The organism is Patulibacter sp. SYSU D01012 (genome assembly GCF_017916475.1).
GTDB lineage: Bacteria > Actinomycetota > Thermoleophilia > Solirubrobacterales > Solirubrobacteraceae > Patulibacter.
In genome coordinates, this window is sequence record NZ_JAFMTB010000001.1 from 272,902 (window position 1) to 290,067 (window position 17,166).

Here is a 17,166-nt window from a genome sequence, read left to right on the forward strand (position 1 = left end):
CGCGGTTCCCACGGGGTGTACGCCGACCACTAGCGTACGCCCATGAGGAGCACGCCCGCCCGGCAGACGCGACCGCCACGATCCGTCCTGCTGCTGCTCGCGGGCGCGCTCGGCGGTGGCGTCGCGGGCGGCGGTGCGGTCCCGCCGTCGTCCGCCGCGTCCGCCGCGTCGGCCGCCGCGCCAGCCCCGGGTGAGCCGGCGCCGCGGTTCGTCGCGCCGCCGCGGTCCGCCGCGGCGGCGTCGTCCTCACCCGCCGCGGCATCCACCCGCTCCACCCGCATCGCAGCCCCCGCCCCCGCCGGTGTGCGGCCGCGGGCCACCGGCGTCTCGGCCACGCGCCTGACCCTGCGGTGGAGGCGACCGCGCGGCGCGCGGGCCGCGCGCATCGCGGTCCGCGACCTCACGGCCCGCCACCGCACCTGGCACCGCGTGGCGAGCGGCGTGCGCGGCGGCCGGCGGGTCGTGCGGGGCCTTCCGGCGGGGCACGTGCTGCGGTACCGGCTGTCGTTCCGGGGAACGGGCGGGCGGTACGGGCGACCGGGACGGTCGGTCCTGGTGCGCGTGCCCCGCGCGGCCACGCCGGCGCCGGCATCGGCGACGCCGGCGCCGGACCGGGTGGCGGACCTGCGCGCCGCCGCGCACGGGTCCGCCGGGGTCGCGCTCAGCTGGACCCCCGTCGCGCGGGCGACCGGCTACCGGATCGAGCGCACCGACCTGGCGACCGGTGCGGTGCAGGCGCTCGGGGGCGCGGACGTGACGGGCCGGTACGTCGACGTCCCTCCCCCCGAGCTCGCCGGCCACTGGCTGGCGTACCGGGTGGTGGCAACGTCGCCGACCGCCGCGGCACCGCCCTCCGCCCCGGTCGAGGCGCGGGCGGCGGGCATCCCCGCCTACCGGGCGTTCTACGCGCTCGGCGACTCGTATGCGGCCGGCACCGGCCTGGGCCAGCCGTACGACGACCAGACCTGCTCGCGCTCGAACGAGCTGTGGGCGGCGTTGATCTCGCGCGAGCTGGTCCCTGAGCCGCGGCGGATCGCGTGCAGCGGCGCGACCACCGCCGACGTGATGCCGTCGTCGGCGGGCGGCGTCAAGCAGCACCCGGAGCTGTCCGGCACGCAGCTGGACGAGGTCCGCTCCGATCTGACGACCGCGACAGGTCCGGCGCTCGTCACGCTCAGCATCGGCGGCAACGACGCGCGGTTCATCCCGCAGTTCACCCGCTGCGTCCTCGGTGACTGCACCGGCGACCGCGACGCCGAGACCGCACTCATTCGCGGGCCCGTCCGGCAGGCGCTCGACGCGACGTTCGCCGAGGTCCGCCGCGTCGCGCCGGCCGCGGACGTGCTGGTCGCCGGCTATCCGCGCCTGTTCACCGAGGACGTGCTCCCGACCGACCCGCTCGTGCTGACGACCCTGACCCTCGCCGAGCGTCGGCTGGCGAACGCGTGGGCCGACCAGCTCAACGCCGAGGTCGCCGCGAGCGCCATCGCCCACGGCCTGCACCCCGTCACCGACGAGGTGATCTCGGCCTTCCTCGGCCACGGCGCCGGCGGGGCCGACCCGTGGATCAACGGCGTGGAGCTCTTGGACGTGGGGACGCCCGTCGGCACCTCGCCGTCCGTGCCCGCCACCAAGTCGGTCCACCCCAACGCCGCGGGCAACGCGGCCTACGGCGCGGTGATGGAGGAGGCGCTCCGGCGGTACGCGAGCCAGGTGCAGGTGCGCTGAGGCCCACGGCGAGGAGTGGCGCGCGGCGCACCGTCCCATCCGCCCGCGACGCGACGCTGTGTGCGCCCGGTCACTATGCTGCGCGGCGGGAGAGAGAGCAGGGGCACGGCAACACGCGCGGCGGCGGACGCCGCCGCGCGCGGCTCCTCCGGCTCCTCCCGCCGGTCGCCGCCGCGACCCCCTCGCCGCCCGCGCCGCGTCCGTCACCACCCGCCGCCCCTCGCCCGCGCCCGCGTGTGAGGATCACGCCATGACCCGCCGCCGTCCCGCGACCCGCAACGGATGACGCACAGCACCCTCGACCCCGGCGGGCGCGCCGGGTACGCGACCGACCTGGGGCCCGGGCTGGGCCGCACGCACACGCAGCACGCCCAGCTGTTCACGGCGGACGACCCGCTCGTGCTCGACAACGGCGAGACGCTGGGACCCGTCGAGGTCGCGTACGAGACGTACGGCACGCTGAACGCCGACCGCTCCAACGCCATCGTCCTGTGCCACGCCCTCACGGGGGACGCGCACGCCGCCGGCCACCACGGCGATCCCGACCGCCGCGGCTGGTGGGACGTGCTCCTCGGGCCCGGCCGCACGGTCGACACGGACCGGTGGTTCGTCGTCTGCGCCAACCTGCTCGGCGGCTGCCGCGGGACCACCGGCCCCTCGTCGACGAACCCGGCCACCGGCGAGCCGTACGGGCTGGACTTCCCCGCCTTCACCGTCGCCGACCTCGTGCGGGTGCAGCGGGCGCTCGTTCGCCACCTGGGCATCGAGCGCCTGGCCGCCGCGATCGGCGGCTCGCTCGGCGGCATGCAGGTGCTCGAGTGGGCGCTGCAGGCGCCCGAGGAGATCGGCCGGGCGCTCGTCGTCTGCTCCTCCGCCCGCCTGACGGCGCAGAACATCGCGCTCTCCACCGCGGCGCGGGAGGGCATCCTGCGCGACCCGGACTTCCAGGACGGCCGCTACCTGGGGACGGGCCGCGTGCCCGCCGCCGGCCTGGCCGCCGCCCGGATGCTCGGGCACGTCACCTACGTCTCCGAGGAGGCGCTGACGGCGAAGTTCGACCGGCGCCGCCGCGACCCGCAGCGTCCGCCGGCCCGCGACGGCCACGACTGGTTCCGCCCCGATCTCGAGATCGAGCACTACCTGGACTACCAGGCCCGCTCGTTCCTCCAGCGCTTCGACGCCCTGAGCTACCTGTACCTGACGAAGGTCATGGACGCCTTCGCGCCGTTCGAGCAGCCCGACGCGCCGGACCGCCTCGCGCGCGTGCGCGACGCCGGCACCGCGTTCCTGGTCGAGAGCTTCACGAGCGACTGGCGCTTCGGTGCCGAGCACAGCGACCTGATCGCGGACGCGCTGACGTCCGCGGGCATCCCCGTGCGGCGCGAGAACGTCGCCTCGCCCTGGGGCCACGACTCGTTCCTGCTGCCGATCGCCGCCCACCTGGACGTCATGCGCGGCTTCCTGACGGCGTGAGCGCCGCGGCGTGCGCTCCCCGCGGCGCCCGGCGCCCGGCGTCCGGCGTCCGGCCCCCGCGGCGGCCGGCGTCCCGCGCCCGCCCGGCCGGCGCGTAGGGTGCGGCGATGAGCCGCTCCACCCGCGACAGCGTGGTCCGCGCCCTCGGCGTGGTCGCCGTCGTCCTGGTCCTGATCGGCGGCTGGCAGAGCGGCGGCGACGGCAACGCCGACTGGGTGCTGTGGATCCTGCTGGCCGTCGTGTGCGTCGTGATCGCGTGGGCGATCGCCCACGGCGCCCCGGACGAGCGGCGCTAGTCGGCCGTCACAGCTCCACGGTCTGCGCCTGCACGCGTCCCTCGCGCCACGCCGCGAACGCCGCCAGGCCGATCGCCAGGTCCTGGATCGCCAGGCCCGTCGAGTCGAAGAGCGTCACCGCGGCGTCGTCCGGGCGTCCCGGCGCGTCGCCGGCGAGGACCGCGCCCAGGTCCGTCACCGCGTCGCGGGTCACGGCGCCCGCCTCGACCCCCGCGGTCAGCTCGCCGCCGTGGCTGGCCTGCGCCCACTCGTCGCAGAACAGGGCGCACCGGGCCACCGCGTCGACCGTGGCCTCCTGCTTGCCCGGCCCGTCCGCGCCCAGCATGTTCAGGTGCAGGCCGGGCCGCAGATCCCGGACGTCGACGACCGGCTCGCCGCCCGGCGTGACGCAGCAGACGACGTCCTGCGCCAGCGCCTCCTCGCGCGATCCGGCCCGCCACGCCGCCCCGCCGCTGTCGCCGCCGGCCGCACCCGCCCTGCCGCCGTCATCTGCCGCGGTGCCGCCATCGCGCGCGCCCGCGCCGCCTCCGCCCGCGCCGCCCCCGCCCCCGGCCGCGGCGCCCCGGCCCAGCTCGTCCGCCAGCGCCTGCGCCGCCTCGGGCCGCGGGTCGGCCGCCACGCCGCCGTCGTACCCCACCGCCGCCAGGCACCGGGCCGCCCACGTGCCGTGCAGGCCGGAGCCGACGATCCCGACCGTCCGCGCCTCCGCCGGCGCCAGCGCCTGCGCGGCCACGGCGGCGACCGCGCCGGTCCGCAGCGCCGTCACCGCGCGGGCGTCGAGCATCGCGAGCGGCACCGACGTCTCGGCGTCGGACAGCACGACGACGCCCTGCACGGTCGCCAGGCCCTTGGCCGGGTTGCCGGGGAACGACGAGATCCACTTGAGCATCGCCACGCCGTCGCCGAGGGCCGGCATCGCGCGGAAGTCGCCCGCGGGCGGGGCCTGCAGGTAGACCTTCGACGGCATCGTCCACTCGCCGGCGTGGTGGCGGCGGAACGCGTCGGCCGTGCGCTGCACCGCCTCCGCGGGACTCACCGCGGCGAGCACCGCGTCGTGGTTCAGGACGGGCACGGTCGGCATCGGTCGAGCATAGGTAGCCTTCCGGCCATGTCCGCCGACCGCCCGCGCATCGACGTCCCGGCCTCGGCCACGCCGCACGAGGCCGCCGCGATCGTCGCCGCCGTCGAGAGCTTCCTCCGCGACACCACCGTCGCCGTGGTCCAGGAGGCCCCGCAGGAGAGCGGCTGGGTCCGCGCCGCCCGGCACGAGGCCGTGGGTCGCAGCGCCGCCTGGAGCACCGGCGGGGACGACCTCGCCGCCTGGGCGCTGTAGCCGCGCCCGTCCAGCCCTACGCCAGCGGCCCGAGCCGCGGCACGAGCCCGTACGTGTCGAACGCGCGGAACTCGTGGAAGTTCGGGTGCTGCGGGCCGTGGAAGTCGGCCGACCCGGTCGTCAGCAGGCCCAGCCGCTCCGCCTGGGCGTACAGGTGGGACGTCTGCTCCTCGGTGAACCCGACGTAGAACGCCTCGACGCCGTCGACGCCCAGGCCGGCGAAGCGCTCCAGCGTCACCCGCACCTCGGCGGGATCCGCGACGTCCCAGAACGGGTGCGCCCACACCGCCACGCCGCCGGCGTCGTGGATGAGCGCCACCGCCTCCTCGATCGACGGGCGCGTCCGCGTGCGGTACGCCGGCGCGCCCTCGACGAGGTACGCGACGAGCAGGTCGGTCGCCGTGCGCAGGCCCTCCGCCTCGATCCGGCGCGCGTTGAGCGGGTGCCGGAAGGCGGCGGACGCCACGTGCGGCCGGCCGATCGACAGGCCCTGCGCCCGGCGCGCCTCGATCTCGGCGTCGTCCGTCGCCCAGCCCAGCTCGTGCAGCGCCGCGAGCATCCGCTCGGCCCGGCCCGCGCGGTCCGCCCGCCACTCCGCCAGCGCCGCGACCAGCGCCGGCGCGCGGTGGTCGACGAGGTACCCGCAGACGTGCAGGTCGGCGTGCAGACCGTCGATGACCGAGATCTCGATGCCCGGGATCACCCGGATGTCGCCGATGCGGGCGGCCTCGTCGAGGGCCTCCTGCACCCCGTCGACCGTGTCGTGGTCCGTCAGGGAGAGCGTCCGCACGCCCGCCAGCCACGCCGCGCGCACGACCTCGGCGGGGCGGAGCGCCCCGTCGCTGGCCGTCGAGTGGGCCTGCAGGTCGAAGGTCGGCGAGGGCATCGCGGCGGTCTCGGCGGGTCGTCACGGCCGGGCACGCGGGCGCCCGGCGGTGCCGAGACGATACGACGCCACCGCGGCCGCCGTCGGCGCCGCGGCCGCCGATCCCTTCCGATCGCGACTGGGCCCCTTCCGCATGTTCATGGGTCACCCCCGGTGCGAGCGGGAGAATCCCGTCCCCACCGACGGATCCGCCCTCGGCCGACCGTCCCGGCCCGCCGACGGACCCAGCCCAATCTGGCAAACTCGGATCGGCTTACGCCCTTTCGCGCCGGCGGTCCGTCGGACGAGGCCCGCCGACCGCCCGCCGCGCACCCGGAAGACCACCTTGAGCTCCGCCATCCCGACCCTCACGCCCGATCAGCTCGAGCACGTCCAGCGGCTCGTGGCCACGCTCGACCGCGAGCAGACGATCTGGATGAGCGGGTACTTCGCGGGCCTCGCCGCCCAGGGCGCCGCGCCGGCCGCCGCGGGCGCGGCGCCGAACGGCGTCGCCACGACGAACGGCGCGGCCGCGGCCGACGGCGCCGGCGCGCCCGCCGCCCCGGCCCCCGCGCCCGCCACCCGCACGCTCACGGTCCTCTTCGGCACGGACACGGGCAACGCGAAGGAGCTCGCCGGCGAGCTCGCGCAGGCCGCGCAGGCGCAGGGCGTCGAGGCGCGCGTGGCCGACATGGCCGACTACAAGCCCCGCGCGCTGAAGGACGAGCAGGACCTGCTCGTCGTCACCGCCACGCACGGCGAGGGGGATCCGCCGCCGAACGCCGTCGGCTTCTTCGAGTTCCTCGCCGGCCGCAAGGCGCCGAAGCTCGACGGCGTGCGCTTCGGCGTCCTGGCCCTGGGCGACTCGACGTACGAGCACTACTGCTCCGCCGGGCGCGTCCTCGACGAGCGGCTGGAGGAGCTGGGCGGCGAGCGGCTGCTCGACCGCGTCGACTGCGACGTCGACTACGAGGACGACGCCGCGGCCTGGATCGCCGCCGCCGCCGAGAAGGTCGCGCCCCAGGCGGGCGCGGCGCCCGCGGGTGGCGCCGCCGTCGCGGCCCCGTCCGCCGCCCCCGGCGCGGAGGCCGCCCCCGCGTACGGCAAGAAGCGCCCGTTCGCGGCCCCGGTCCTGGACAACGTCGTCCTGACGGGCCGCGGATCGACGAAGGAGACGCGCCACGTCGAGCTCTCCCTCGAGGGCTCGGGCCTGACGTACGCGCCGGGCGACGCGCTCGGCGTCGTCCCGCTCAACGACCCCGTCCTGGTCGAGACGCTGCTGGGCCAGCTGTCGCTCACGGGCGACGAGCCCGTCGCGACGAAGCAGGGCGAGCTGCCGCTCGCGGACGCGCTCACCCGCACCTACGAGATCACCGCCGCGACGCCGCGCTTCCTCGAGGGGTGGGCCGAGATGAGCGGCGCCGCCGAGCTGCAGGAGGTGCGCGCGGCCGACGCGAAGGCGCGGACGGCGTTCCTGCGCGAGCACCACGTGCTGGACGTCGTGCGGCGCTTCCCCGTCCCCGGGATCACGGCCGAGCAGCTGATCGCCGGCCTGCGTCCGCTGCAGCCGCGCCTGTACTCCATCGCCTCCAGCCTGGCCGCCGCGCCCGACGAGGCGCACCTGACGGTCAGCACCGTCCGCTACGACCTGCACGAGACCGGCCGCACCGGCGTCGCCTCCGGCCACCTGGCGCGGCTGATCGAGGAGGACGCGACCGTCCCCGTGTACGTGCAGGCGAACGAGCACTTCCGCCTGCCGGACGACGACGACACGCCGATCATCATGGTCGGCGCCGGCACCGGCGTGGCGCCCTACCGCGCGTTCATGCAGGAGCGCGAGGCCCGCGGCGCGTCCGGCCGGTCCTGGCTCGTCTTCGGCGAGCGCAACTTCCGCAGCGACTTCCTGTACCAGGTCGAGTGGCAGGCGCTGCTCAAGGACGGCGTGCTGACCCGGCTGGACCCCGTGTTCTCGCGGGACCGCGCCGAGAAGACGTACGTGCAGGACCGTCTGCGCGAGAAGGGCGCCGACGTGTGGGCGTGGCTGCAGGACGGCGCGCGCCTCTACGTGTGCGGCGACGCCGACAGCATGGCCCCCGGCGTGCGCGCCGCCCTGCGCGACATCGCCGCGACGCACGGCGGCCTGGACCCCGAGGCCGCCGACGAGTACCTGAACGACCTGCAGCGTGGCCACCGCTACCTGCTCGACGTCTACTGATCCCCTTCCCCGGACCCATGGCGACGAAGATGACGAAGGCCAGCCCCGCCGCCCCGGCGGTCGAGATCGACCGCAGCCGCGACATCACCCAGCCGCTGGAGAAGCTGGCGCCGGAGGAGCGCCTGAAGTTCCACAGCGACTACCTCGCCGGCACGATCGCCGACGACCTCGTCGACGAGATCACGCTCGCCGTCGACGAGAACAACAACAAGCTCATGAAGTTCCATGGGATCTACCAGCAGGACGACCGCGACCTGCGGGACGAGCGTCGTCAGCAGAAGCTGGAGCCCCTGTACGCCTTCATGCTCCGCGGGCGCATGCCGGGCGGCGTCTGCACGCCCGAGCAGTGGCTGAAGATCGACGAGCTGGGCCGCGAGCACGGCAACGAGCAGTTCCGCCTGACCACCCGGCAGACGTTCCAGTTCCACTACCTCAACCGTAACGCGCTGCGCGAGGTGATGGTCGGGCTGCGCGACGTGGGGCTGGACTCGAAGGCCGCCTGCGGCGACGTCGCCCGCACCGTCATGAGCGGCGTGCACCCGGGGCTGTCGAAGCTGCACAAGCAGGTCTACGAGCAGGCCCGGATCGCCAGCGACCACGTCATCCACCGGACGAGCGCGTACGAGGAGATCTGGTTCGGCGAGAAGCCGGCCCAGCCGCGCGGCGAGCAGGAGGAGCCGTTCTACGGCAAGCAGTACATGCCGCGGAAGTTCAAGATCGGCTTCGCGATCCCGCCGAGCAACGACATCGACATCTACAGCCAGGACCTGGGCTTCGTCGCGATCGCCAGCCGCGGCCGGCTCAAGGGCTTCAACGTCGTCATCGGCGGCGGGATGGGCCGCACGGACCGCGCGCCCGAGACGTACCCGCGGCTGGGCGACGTCATCGGCTTCATCGAGGTCGACCAGCTCGTCCCGACCCTCGACGCCGTCATGGGCGTGCAGCGCGACTACGGCGACCGCGTCACCCGCTCGCACGCGCGCTTCAAGTACACGATCGACGACAAGGGCCTCGACTTCGTGAAGGGCGACATCGAGCGCCGCCTGGGCTTCGCGCTCGCGCCGGCGAAGCGGTTCGCCTTCACGTCCAACGGCGACCAGCTGGGCTGGACCACCGGCGACGACGGCCTGGAGCACTGCACGCTCTTCGTCGAGAACGGGCGGATCATCAACCGCGGCGAGCACCGCCTGATGGACGGACTGCGCGAGGTCGCGCGGACGGGCACGTGCGTCTTCCGCCTGACGCCGAACCAGAGCGTGATCGTGTCCGACGTCGCGCCGGCGGACCGCCCGACGATCGAGGCGATCCTGGCCGAGCACGGGATCGGCACCGCGCCCGCGAAGGGTCGCAGCGCGCTGCGACTGAACTCGATGGCGTGCGTCGCGATGCCCACGTGCGGCCTGGCGATGGCCGAGAGCGAGCGCTACCTGCCCGACCTGATCACGAGGATCGAGGCGCTGCTCGAGACGCACGGCCTGAGCGAGGAGCCGATCACCATCCGCATGACGGGCTGCCCGAACGGCTGCGCGCGCCCGTACATCGCCGAGATCGCCCTGACCGGCCGCGCGCCCGGCAAGTACAACCTGTACCTGGGCGGCGGCTTCCACGGCCAGCGGCTGAACAAGATGGTCCGCGAGAACGTCGGCGAGGACGTCATCCTGGCGGTGCTCGACGAGACCCTCGGCCGCTACGCCGCCGAGCGCGAGCCGGACGAGCGCTTCGGCGACTTCGTCATCCGCGCCGGCATCGCCCCCGAGGTGACGGCGGGGCGGAACTTCAACGACTGACAGGCGGGGCCGGCCGGGTCGGGCGGGGTGGACGGCCGGCCGGGCGGGCGGCCGGGTGCCGGGCGGACGGCCGGCGCGGACGGCCGCGCGCGGGGGGCGACGCGCGTGGGCTCTGGGGCGGGGCGGCGGACGCGCGCGCGACGGCGGACGGGCGCGGGGCGGCGGACGCGCGCGGGGCGGCGGACGGGCGCGGGCTCTGGGCCGGGGGGTTCGTGTCCCGGATCGCCCTGCTCTGGCCGCGGCGATCCGGGACGGGAGCCGAGCCGGCGGCCTCGGCCGACACGTGGTCCAGATCACCGCGCTCCGGCCGTGGCGATCCGGAAGGCGTTCTTCCCCCGCCCCTCGCCGGCCATCCGTCCCGGATCACCTGACCCCGGCCGTGGCGATCCGGAACACGCCCCGTTGTGGCCCCTCGTCACGCGTCGTTCGGCCACGCGTTCCGCATCACCCTGCTCTCGCTGCGGCGATCCGGAAGGCGTTCTTCCCCCGCCTCTCGCCGGCCATCCGTCCCGGGTCACCGTGCTCTGGCTGCGGCGATCCGGAACACGATCCGTTGTGGCCCCGCGTCACGCGTCGTTCGGCCACGCGTCCCGGGTCACCCTGCTCTGGCCGCAGCGATCCGGAACACGCCCCGTTGTGGCCCCTCGTCACGCGCTCCTCGGCCACACGTGCCGGATCACCTGAGTCAGGCCGCGGCGATCCGGAGCACGATGCGCGCCGGCCGCTCGGCCGCCCGCCCCTCGGCGACGTGCTCCAGATCACCCGCGTGCGGCCGCGGCGATCCGGAACACGATCCGCCCGCGCCCGCCCGACCCGCCCGCGCTCGACCCGCCCGCGCCCGCCCGACCCGCCCGCGCCCGACCCGCCCGCGCCCGCCCGACCCGCCCGGGGCCACGCGACTCGCCCTCACCGCCCCCAAAGATGCCCCCCGGGAATGATTCGCGCCCGCATTGGAATACCCGGAATCCCGGTAGTCCTTTGCTAGTTTTGATCCACCGGCTGCGTGGCCCCGTGCGTCCGCGGCGGCCACCTCTCCCGGACGGATCGCCGCGATGAGCACCCCCGCAGACAGCGCCACCACCGCCGGCCCGCCGGTGCCCGAGCTCCCCGACCTCGAGGCGTCGTCGGCCGCCGAGGTCGTCGCCTGGGCGCTGGACGAGTACCACCCGCAGATCGCGCTGGCGTGCTCGTTCCAGAAGGAGGAGTCCGTCCTGCTCGACCTCCTCTTCAAGGCGAATCCGGACGCGCGCGTCTTCGCCCTCGACACCGACGTGCTGTTCGAGGAGACCTACGAGCTGTGGCGCCAGACCGAGGCGCGCTACGACACGACGATCGAGCGCTGGCACGGTCCGACGCTGAACGAGCAGGCCGCCGAGCACGGCGACCGGCTGTGGGAGCGCGACCCCTCGAAGTGCTGCGGCATCCGCAAGGTCGCGCCGCTGCGCGCCGGCCTGTCGAAGCTGGACGCGTGGATCACGGGCATCCGCCGCGAGCAGTCGCCGGCGCGCGCGAACGCCGCCAAGGTCGAATGGGACGACGCCTTCGGCCTGGTCAAGGTCAACCCGCTCGCGGACTGGACCGACAAGGACGTCTGGCGCTACGTCATGGCGCACGACCTGCCGTACAACCCGCTGCACGACCGCGGCTACTCGTCCATCGGCTGCTTCCCGTGCACGAACCCGGGCGAGGGCCGCGCGGGGCGCTGGGCCAGCTCGGACAAGATCGAGTGCGGACTGCACCAGGAGGACGCATGAGCGACGCCACCGCCGACGTGACGACCGCGGTGCAGGGCCCGGCCGTCGCCGGACTCTCCAAGCTGCGGGCGCTGGAGTCCGAGGCGATCCACGTCATGCGCGAGGTCGCCGCCGAGCTCGAGCGGCCGGCGCTGCTGTTCTCGGGCGGCAAGGACTCCATCGTCCTGCTGCGCCTGGCCGAGAAGGCGTTCCGTCCCGGCCGCTTCCCCTTCCCGCTCGTGCACGTCGACACCGGGCACAACTTCGACGAGGTCCTCGACTTCCGCGACCGCCGCGCCGCCGAGCTGGGCGAGCGGCTGATCGTGGCGCGGGTGCAGGACACGATCGACGCCGGGCGCGTGGCCGACGGCTACGACCCCGCGAGGCCCGGCTCCTCGCGCAACCAGCAGCAGACGCAGACGCTGCTGGACTGCATCGAGGAGCACCGCTTCGACGCGTGCTTCGGCGGTGCCCGCCGGGACGAGGAGCGCGCCCGCGCGAAGGAGCGCATCTTCTCGTTCCGCGACGACTTCGGCGGCTGGGACCCGAAGAACCAGCGGCCCGAGCTGTGGAACCTCTACAACGGCCGGCTGCGGTCGGGCGAGAACGTCCGCGTCTTCCCGATCTCGAACTGGACCGAGCTCGACGTCTGGCAGTACATCGCCGAGGAGCGGCTGGTGCTGCCGTCGATCTACTTCGCCCACGAGCGCGAGGTGGTCCGCCGGAACGGGATGCTCTACGCGGTCTCGCCGTACCTGCGGCCGCACGAGGGGGAGACCGTCGAGACGCTGTCGGTCCGCTACCGCACCGTCGGCGACCTGACGATCACCGGGGCGGTGGAGTCGACGGCGAGCACGCTCGAGGACGTCGTCGCCGAGATCGCCGCCACGCGCGTGACCGAGCGCGGCGAGACCCGCGCCGACGACCGCGTGTCCGAGGCCGCGATGGAGGACCGCAAGGTCCAGGGGTACTTCTAGATGACGACCGCCACCACGCCGCATGCCGGCCCCGTCGCCGCGACCGCCGACCTGCTGCGGGTCGCCACCGCGGGCTCCGTCGACGACGGCAAGTCGACGCTCATCGGCCGCCTGCTCTACGACTCGAAGCAGGTGCTCGTCGACCAGCTCGAGCAGGTGCAGGAGGCGTCGGTCCGCCGCCACGGCGCCGGCGCCGTCGACCTGTCGCTGCTGACGGACGGCCTGCGCGCCGAGCGCGAGCAGGGCATCACGATCGACGTCGCCTACCGCTACTTCACGACCGGCGACCGCAGCTTCATCCTGGCCGACACCCCCGGCCACGTGCAGTACACGCGCAACATGGTCACGGGCGCGTCGACCGCCGACCTGGTGATCGTGCTCGTCGACGCGCGCCAGGGCGTCATCGAGCAGACCCGGCGCCACACGTTCATCGCGTCGCTGCTCGGCATCCGCCACGTGACGTTCGCGGTCAACAAGATGGACCTCGTCGACTGGGACGAGGAGCGCTTCCGGGCGATCGAGGCGGAGACGACGCGGATCGCCGCGCAGCTCGGCATCCCCGACATCCACGTCATCCCGATCAGCGCGCTCGAGGGCACGAACGTCGTCGACCGCGGCGACGTGCCCGGGTGGTACCCCGAGGACGCCGACCACCCGACGCTGCTGCGCCATCTGCAGACGGTGCAGGTGGCGAGCGACCGCAACCTGACCGACGTGCGCTTCCCCGTGCAGTGGGTGATCCGGCCTGGAGGGGCGGTGGGTCGGGACGGGGTCCGTGCGGCGGATGCGGACCTGCACGACTACCGCGGCTACGCGGGGCAGGTCGCCGGCGGCGTGCTGCGGCCGGGCGACGAGGTGCAGGTGCTGCCGTCCGGCGTGCGCACCCGGATCGCGCGGATCGAGACCTTCGACGGCGACCTGGACGAGGCGACGGCGCCGATGTCGGTGACGGTGCACCTGCAGGACGACGTCGACGTCTCGCGCGGCGACGTCCTCGTCGGGGCCGGCGACGACGCCGCGGCGCTGTGCCGCCGCGAGTTCGAGGCCGACGTCTGCTGGATGAGCGACCGTCCGTTGCGCCCGGGTCAGCGGCTGCTGCTCAAGCACACGACGACGACCACGGTGGCGAAGGTCGACGCGGTGCTCGACCGGCTCGACCTTCACACCCTGGACCGCGTGGCGCCCGACGCCGCCGGCGGGCTGGAGCTGAACGACATCGGCCGGATCCGCCTGCGGGTGAAGCGCCCGCTCGTCGCGGACCCCTACGACGTCGACCGCACGACCGGCGCGTTCATCCTCGTCGACGAGGGCACGAACGACACGGTCGCCGGCGGGATGATCCGCTAGACGGGCGCGGGGCGCTGGGGGCCCGCCGCCGCCGGCCCCGAGGGCCTTTCGCCCTGCGCCGCCGCACCGCTGCGCCGCGGGCCTGCGGCGGGGCCTGCCGCCCGGGCCCCCGGGCCCGTCTCGCACCGCTGCGCCGCGGGCCTGCGGCGGAGCCGGGGCCTTCTGGGGACCGGCCGCCGGGTCGGCCCTCAGCCGCCCGCCACCGCGCGGACGATCCGCAGCGCGACGTGGTCCCGGCCCGTGACCGTCGCCGTCACGCGCAGCCCGCCGATCCGGGCGGTGTCCCCCCGCGCGACCCGTGCGCGCATCCCGTCGACCGTCACGGCGACGTCCCCGGGCTGCAGGTCGGAGACCCCCACGGTGACGCCCAGCTCGTCGACGCGCATCTCGGCGTCGCCGTCCGCCTCGAGCGTGCAGACGCTGCCGCCGTGGCACGCGTAGGCGCTCTCGGTCCCGCAGCCGACGGCGCCCGCCCCCGCGAGGGCCAGGAGCAGCAGGACGGGCAGGCGGGCACGCATCGCCGGCCAGCCTACCGGCGGCTCACGCCCCTTCCGCGATCCTTAGGTCACCCTGACAAGCGTCTTCGTAGGTTGCGGCGCATGTCCCCCATCAAGACCCTCCTCCTCCCGCGCAGCACGACGGACGGCCCGGCCGACGTCGGCCTGCTCGCCCTGCGCCTGGTCCTCGGCGCCGTCTTCGTCGCGCACGGCGCGCAGAAGCTGTTCGGCGCCTGGGGCGGGGGCGGCATCTCCGGCACCGGCCAGGCGTTCGAGGCCGTCGGGCTGTCGCCCGGCGAGCCGCTCGCGGCGCTCGCGGGCACCGGCGAGCTCGTCGGCGGCGTGCTGCTGGCGCTCGGCCTGCTCACCCGCCTGGGCGCGCTGTCCGTCGGCACGTCGATGGTCGTCGCGATCGTGGCGATGCACCTGCCGGGGCCGTTCCTGGGCGGCTACGAGCTGCCGCTGGCGCTCCTGGCCGCGGCGTTCGCCGTGATGCTGGTCGGCCCCGGGCGCCTGAGCCTGGACGCCGTGCTGCGCCGCCGCCTGGACGGTGCGCCCGCCACCGGCCGGGCGCGCGCCGGGTCGCCCGTCGCGGGCTGAGGCGCGGGCGGCCAGGTCGCGACGGCGGTCCCGCCCGCGTGCGGCGCCGCCGGCCGAGGGCCCGCCCGCGGGGCGCCGCCCGCCGCCGCGCCGCCCCGACGCGGCGCGCGGGCATCCGATCCCCCGCCGCGGGCGTAGTACCGGGTGACGTGGCGCGGGACGCCGGTCCGGTCCCGGCCCCCGCGCGCGTCGTTCTCCGACGGGGCGCCGGCCCGGTACGGCCCCGTTCCCCCGCGGCGGCGGGGCGGCGTGGCCTCCACCGCGCCGCCTCGTCGCGCGGCCGGCACCCCCACGGACGGACGCCGTCCGGCCCCGCGGCGGGTCGGCGTACACCCGACCGTCCCCCGGCCGGCCCCCGCCCGGCGGGCCGGTGTACATGCGGGCGGCGGCCCGCGCCGTCGATCCAATAGATTGGCGCCGTCTATGTTCGAGAAGATCCTGGTCGCCAACCGCGGGGAGATCGCCATCCGCATCATGCGGGCGTGCGAGGAGCTCGGGATCAAGACCGTCGCCGTCTACTCCGAGCTCGACCGGGACGCGCTGCACGTCCAGCGCGCCGACGAGGCCTACCTGCTGGGCCCCGCCGAGGCGTCCGCGAGCTACCTCAACGTCGACCGCATCGTCGAGGTCGTCCGGGAGTCGGGCGCGGACGCGGTGCATCCCGGCTACGGCTTCCTCTCCGAGAACGCGGCGTTCGTGCAGCGCCTCGAGACGGAGGGCATCACCTTCATCGGCCCGCCCGCGTCCGCCATCGACGCGATGGGCTCCAAGACGAAGGCCCGCGAGCTGATGCAGAAGGCCGGCGTGCCGATCGTGCCCGGCACGACCGAGCCGGTCGAGACGTACGAGGACGCGCTGCGCATCGCGAAGGACGAGATCGGCTTCCCCGTCGCGGTGAAGGCAGCGTCCGGCGGCGGCGGCAAGGGCTTCCGCGTCGCGCTGACCGAGGACAAGCTCAAGGACGCCTTCGAGGGCGCGTCCCGCGAGGGCGAGAAGTTCTTCTCGGACGGCACGGTCTACCTGGAGCGCTACCTGCCGCGCCCGCGCCACGTCGAGATCCAGGTGCTGGCCGACACGCACGGCAACGTGATCCACCTGGGCGAGCGCGACTGCTCGATCCAGCGCCGGCACCAGAAGCTGATCGAGGAGGCGCCCGCCCCGCCGTGGGTCGTCGACGAGGAGCTGCGCCAGAGGATCGGCAAGATCGGCATCGACGCCGCCAAGGCCGTCAACTACGTCGGCGCAGGCACGATCGAGGGCATGCTCCAGGACGGGGAGTACTTCTTCCTCGAGATGAACACGCGCGTGCAGGTCGAGCACTGCGTGACCGAGGCCGTCACCGGCATCGACATCGTCAAGCAGGGCATCAAGGCCGCCGCCGGCTACGAGCTGGACTACAAGCAGGAGGACGTCGTCCTGCGCGGCCACGCCATCGAGGCCCGCATCAACGCGGAGTCCGCCCCGATGAACTTCGCCCCGACCCCGGGCGCGATCGGCGAGTACCTGGAGCCGTCGGGCCCCGGCGTGCGCGTCGACTCGGGCGTCGGCGCCGGCGGCGTCGTCTCGCCGCAGTACGACCCGATGGTCGCCAAGCTCATCGTCTGGGACGTCGACCGCGAGCAGGCCACGCAGCGCATGCTCCGGGCCCTCTCCGAGTACAAGATCGAGGGCCTGACGACCCTGATCCCGTTCCACCAGACGATCTTCGCCACGGAGAACTGGGCGAAGGCGTCCACGTGCTCCGAGCTGCTCGAGGACAAGGACTGGCTCAAGTCGACCGCGCCGGCCGAGCCCGTCGTCCCGATCGACCAGGACGACGACGAGACCGTCACCCGCGAGTACGCGGTCGAGGTCTCCGGGCGCAAGTTCGACGTCAAGGTCCACGGCGAGGCGTTCGGCCCGGTGGGCACGGTCGCGGCGGGGGCCGTCGGCGGCAACGGCGCCGGGGCCGGCGCCGGCAAGAAGAAGCGCTCGGAGCGGAAGAAGTCGGGCGGCGGCGGCGCCGACGACCTGCCCTCGCCGATCCAGGGCAACATGTGGAAGGTCGTCGCCCACGAGGGGCAGGAGGTCGCCGAGGGCGACCTGATCTGCATCATCGAGGCGATGAAGATGGAGAACGAGATCACCGCCCACAAGTCCGGCGTGATCACGACGCTCGCCGCCAAGGAGGGCGAGCCCATCAACACCGGCGACCTGATCGCGACGATCAAGGCCGCCGACGCCGCGGCCGAGTAGCCGCGGGGCGGCGCGGGCCCCGGCCCGCGCCCCGGCAGGATCCGACGGGCCGCGCATCGCGCGGCCCGTTCGCGTTCGGG

General features: G+C 75.0%; 15 protein-coding genes. 11 read left to right on the top strand and 4 right to left on the bottom strand.

Features of this window, described 5'->3' with window-relative positions:
• Window positions 1–29: 29 nt before the first annotated feature.
• Window positions 30–335, bottom strand: coding sequence for a hypothetical protein (locus tag J3P29_RS20570; protein ID WP_210491137.1), 306 nt, complete (start codon window positions 333–335; stop codon window positions 30–32).
• Between the two features lie 220 nt (window positions 336–555).
• On the opposite strand from J3P29_RS20570, the gene J3P29_RS01085 reads away from it, so the two are divergent.
• The 3 genes from J3P29_RS01085 to J3P29_RS01095 all read left to right on the top strand — a co-directional run bounded on the left by J3P29_RS01085 (window position 556) and on the right by J3P29_RS01095 (window position 3,497).
• Window positions 556–1,728: an SGNH/GDSL hydrolase family protein gene (locus J3P29_RS01085; protein ID WP_210491138.1), complete on the top strand. Its 1,173-nt coding sequence runs from the start codon at window positions 556–558 to the stop codon at window positions 1,726–1,728.
• 282 nt (window positions 1,729–2,010) lie between these two features.
• Window positions 2,011–3,201: a homoserine O-acetyltransferase gene (locus tag J3P29_RS01090; RefSeq protein ID WP_210491139.1), complete on the top strand. Its 1,191-nt coding sequence runs from the start codon at window positions 2,011–2,013 to the stop codon at window positions 3,199–3,201.
• Between the two features lie 107 nt (window positions 3,202–3,308).
• A complete protein-coding gene (locus tag J3P29_RS01095) occupies window positions 3,309–3,497 on the top strand; it encodes a hypothetical protein (protein WP_210491141.1) in 189 nt (62 codons plus the stop codon).
• Window positions 3,498–3,504: 7 nt separating this feature from the next.
• Here J3P29_RS01095 and J3P29_RS01100 read toward each other — a convergent pair whose 3' ends face one another.
• Window positions 3,505–4,578: an ornithine cyclodeaminase family protein gene (locus tag J3P29_RS01100; protein ID WP_210491142.1), complete on the bottom strand. Its 1,074-nt coding sequence runs from the start codon at window positions 4,576–4,578 to the stop codon at window positions 3,505–3,507.
• A gap of 27 nt (window positions 4,579–4,605) precedes the next feature.
• On the opposite strand from J3P29_RS01100, the gene J3P29_RS01105 reads away from it, so the two are divergent.
• Window positions 4,606–4,830 carry a hypothetical protein gene (locus J3P29_RS01105; protein ID WP_210491143.1) on the top strand — a complete coding sequence of 75 codons (225 nt, stop codon included), beginning with the start codon at window positions 4,606–4,608 and terminating at the stop codon, window positions 4,828–4,830.
• 16 nt (window positions 4,831–4,846) lie between these two features.
• Here J3P29_RS01105 and J3P29_RS01110 read toward each other — a convergent pair whose 3' ends face one another.
• Window positions 4,847–5,716: a PHP domain-containing protein gene (locus J3P29_RS01110; protein WP_210491144.1), complete on the bottom strand. Its 870-nt coding sequence runs from the start codon at window positions 5,714–5,716 to the stop codon at window positions 4,847–4,849.
• A 325-nt stretch (window positions 5,717–6,041) separates the two neighbouring features.
• On the opposite strand from J3P29_RS01110, the gene J3P29_RS01115 reads away from it, so the two are divergent.
• The 5 genes from J3P29_RS01115 to J3P29_RS01135 all read left to right on the top strand — a co-directional run bounded on the left by J3P29_RS01115 (window position 6,042) and on the right by J3P29_RS01135 (window position 13,754).
• Window positions 6,042–7,910 carry an assimilatory sulfite reductase (NADPH) flavoprotein subunit gene (locus tag J3P29_RS01115; RefSeq protein WP_210491145.1) on the top strand — a complete coding sequence of 623 codons (1,869 nt, stop codon included), beginning with the start codon at window positions 6,042–6,044 and terminating at the stop codon, window positions 7,908–7,910.
• Between the two features lie 17 nt (window positions 7,911–7,927).
• Window positions 7,928–9,697 (top strand): NADPH-dependent assimilatory sulfite reductase hemoprotein subunit, encoded by a 1,770-nt coding sequence (locus tag J3P29_RS01120; protein ID WP_246851390.1) that lies wholly within the window; start codon window positions 7,928–7,930, stop codon window positions 9,695–9,697.
• 1,052 nt (window positions 9,698–10,749) lie between these two features.
• On the top strand, window positions 10,750–11,451 hold the full coding sequence (locus tag J3P29_RS01125) for a phosphoadenylyl-sulfate reductase (protein WP_210491147.1): 702 nt from the start codon (window positions 10,750–10,752) through the stop codon (window positions 11,449–11,451).
• Complete coding sequence (gene cysD, locus J3P29_RS01130; RefSeq protein ID WP_210491148.1) at window positions 11,448–12,407, top strand: sulfate adenylyltransferase subunit CysD; 960 nt, start codon at window positions 11,448–11,450, stop codon at window positions 12,405–12,407. The genes J3P29_RS01125 and cysD overlap by 4 nt, the downstream gene beginning before the upstream one ends.
• On the top strand, window positions 12,408–13,754 hold the full coding sequence (locus J3P29_RS01135; RefSeq protein WP_210491149.1) for a GTP-binding protein: 1,347 nt from the start codon (window positions 12,408–12,410) through the stop codon (window positions 13,752–13,754).
• A gap of 188 nt (window positions 13,755–13,942) precedes the next feature.
• Here J3P29_RS01135 and J3P29_RS01140 read toward each other — a convergent pair whose 3' ends face one another.
• Window positions 13,943–14,272 carry a hypothetical protein gene (locus J3P29_RS01140; protein ID WP_210491150.1) on the bottom strand — a complete coding sequence of 110 codons (330 nt, stop codon included), beginning with the start codon at window positions 14,270–14,272 and terminating at the stop codon, window positions 13,943–13,945.
• Window positions 14,273–14,362: 90 nt separating this feature from the next.
• On the opposite strand from J3P29_RS01140, the gene J3P29_RS01145 reads away from it, so the two are divergent.
• On the top strand, window positions 14,363–14,851 hold the full coding sequence (locus J3P29_RS01145) for a DoxX family protein (protein WP_349239799.1): 489 nt from the start codon (window positions 14,363–14,365) through the stop codon (window positions 14,849–14,851).
• A gap of 423 nt (window positions 14,852–15,274) precedes the next feature.
• Complete coding sequence (locus J3P29_RS01150) at window positions 15,275–17,086, top strand: acetyl-CoA carboxylase biotin carboxylase subunit (protein WP_210491152.1); 1,812 nt, start codon at window positions 15,275–15,277, stop codon at window positions 17,084–17,086.
• Window positions 17,087–17,166: the final 80 nt, after the last annotated feature.

What these genes read in the sequence shown, in the direction of transcription:
- J3P29_RS01135 (WP_210491149.1), top strand. Translation starts at nt 12,408, where the DNA reads ATGACGACCGCCACCACGCCGCATGCCGGCCCCGTCGCCGCGACCGCC.
- J3P29_RS01140 (WP_210491150.1), bottom strand. Translation starts at nt 14,272, where the DNA reads ATGCGTGCCCGCCTGCCCGTCCTGCTGCTCCTGGCCCTCGCGGGGGCG.
- J3P29_RS01150 (WP_210491152.1), top strand. Translation starts at nt 15,275, where the DNA reads ATGTTCGAGAAGATCCTGGTCGCCAACCGCGGGGAGATCGCCATCCGC.
- J3P29_RS01090 (WP_210491139.1), top strand. Translation starts at nt 2,011, where the DNA reads ATGACGCACAGCACCCTCGACCCCGGCGGGCGCGCCGGGTACGCGACC.
- J3P29_RS01095 (WP_210491141.1), top strand. Translation starts at nt 3,309, where the DNA reads ATGAGCCGCTCCACCCGCGACAGCGTGGTCCGCGCCCTCGGCGTGGTC.
- cysD (WP_210491148.1), top strand. Translation starts at nt 11,448, where the DNA reads ATGAGCGACGCCACCGCCGACGTGACGACCGCGGTGCAGGGCCCGGCC.
- J3P29_RS01120 (WP_246851390.1), top strand. Translation starts at nt 7,928, where the DNA reads ATGGCGACGAAGATGACGAAGGCCAGCCCCGCCGCCCCGGCGGTCGAG.
- J3P29_RS01125 (WP_210491147.1), top strand. Translation starts at nt 10,750, where the DNA reads ATGAGCACCCCCGCAGACAGCGCCACCACCGCCGGCCCGCCGGTGCCC.
- J3P29_RS01100 (WP_210491142.1), bottom strand. Translation starts at nt 4,578, where the DNA reads ATGCCGACCGTGCCCGTCCTGAACCACGACGCGGTGCTCGCCGCGGTG.
- J3P29_RS01105 (WP_210491143.1), top strand. Translation starts at nt 4,606, where the DNA reads ATGTCCGCCGACCGCCCGCGCATCGACGTCCCGGCCTCGGCCACGCCG.
- J3P29_RS01110 (WP_210491144.1), bottom strand. Translation starts at nt 5,716, where the DNA reads ATGCCCTCGCCGACCTTCGACCTGCAGGCCCACTCGACGGCCAGCGAC.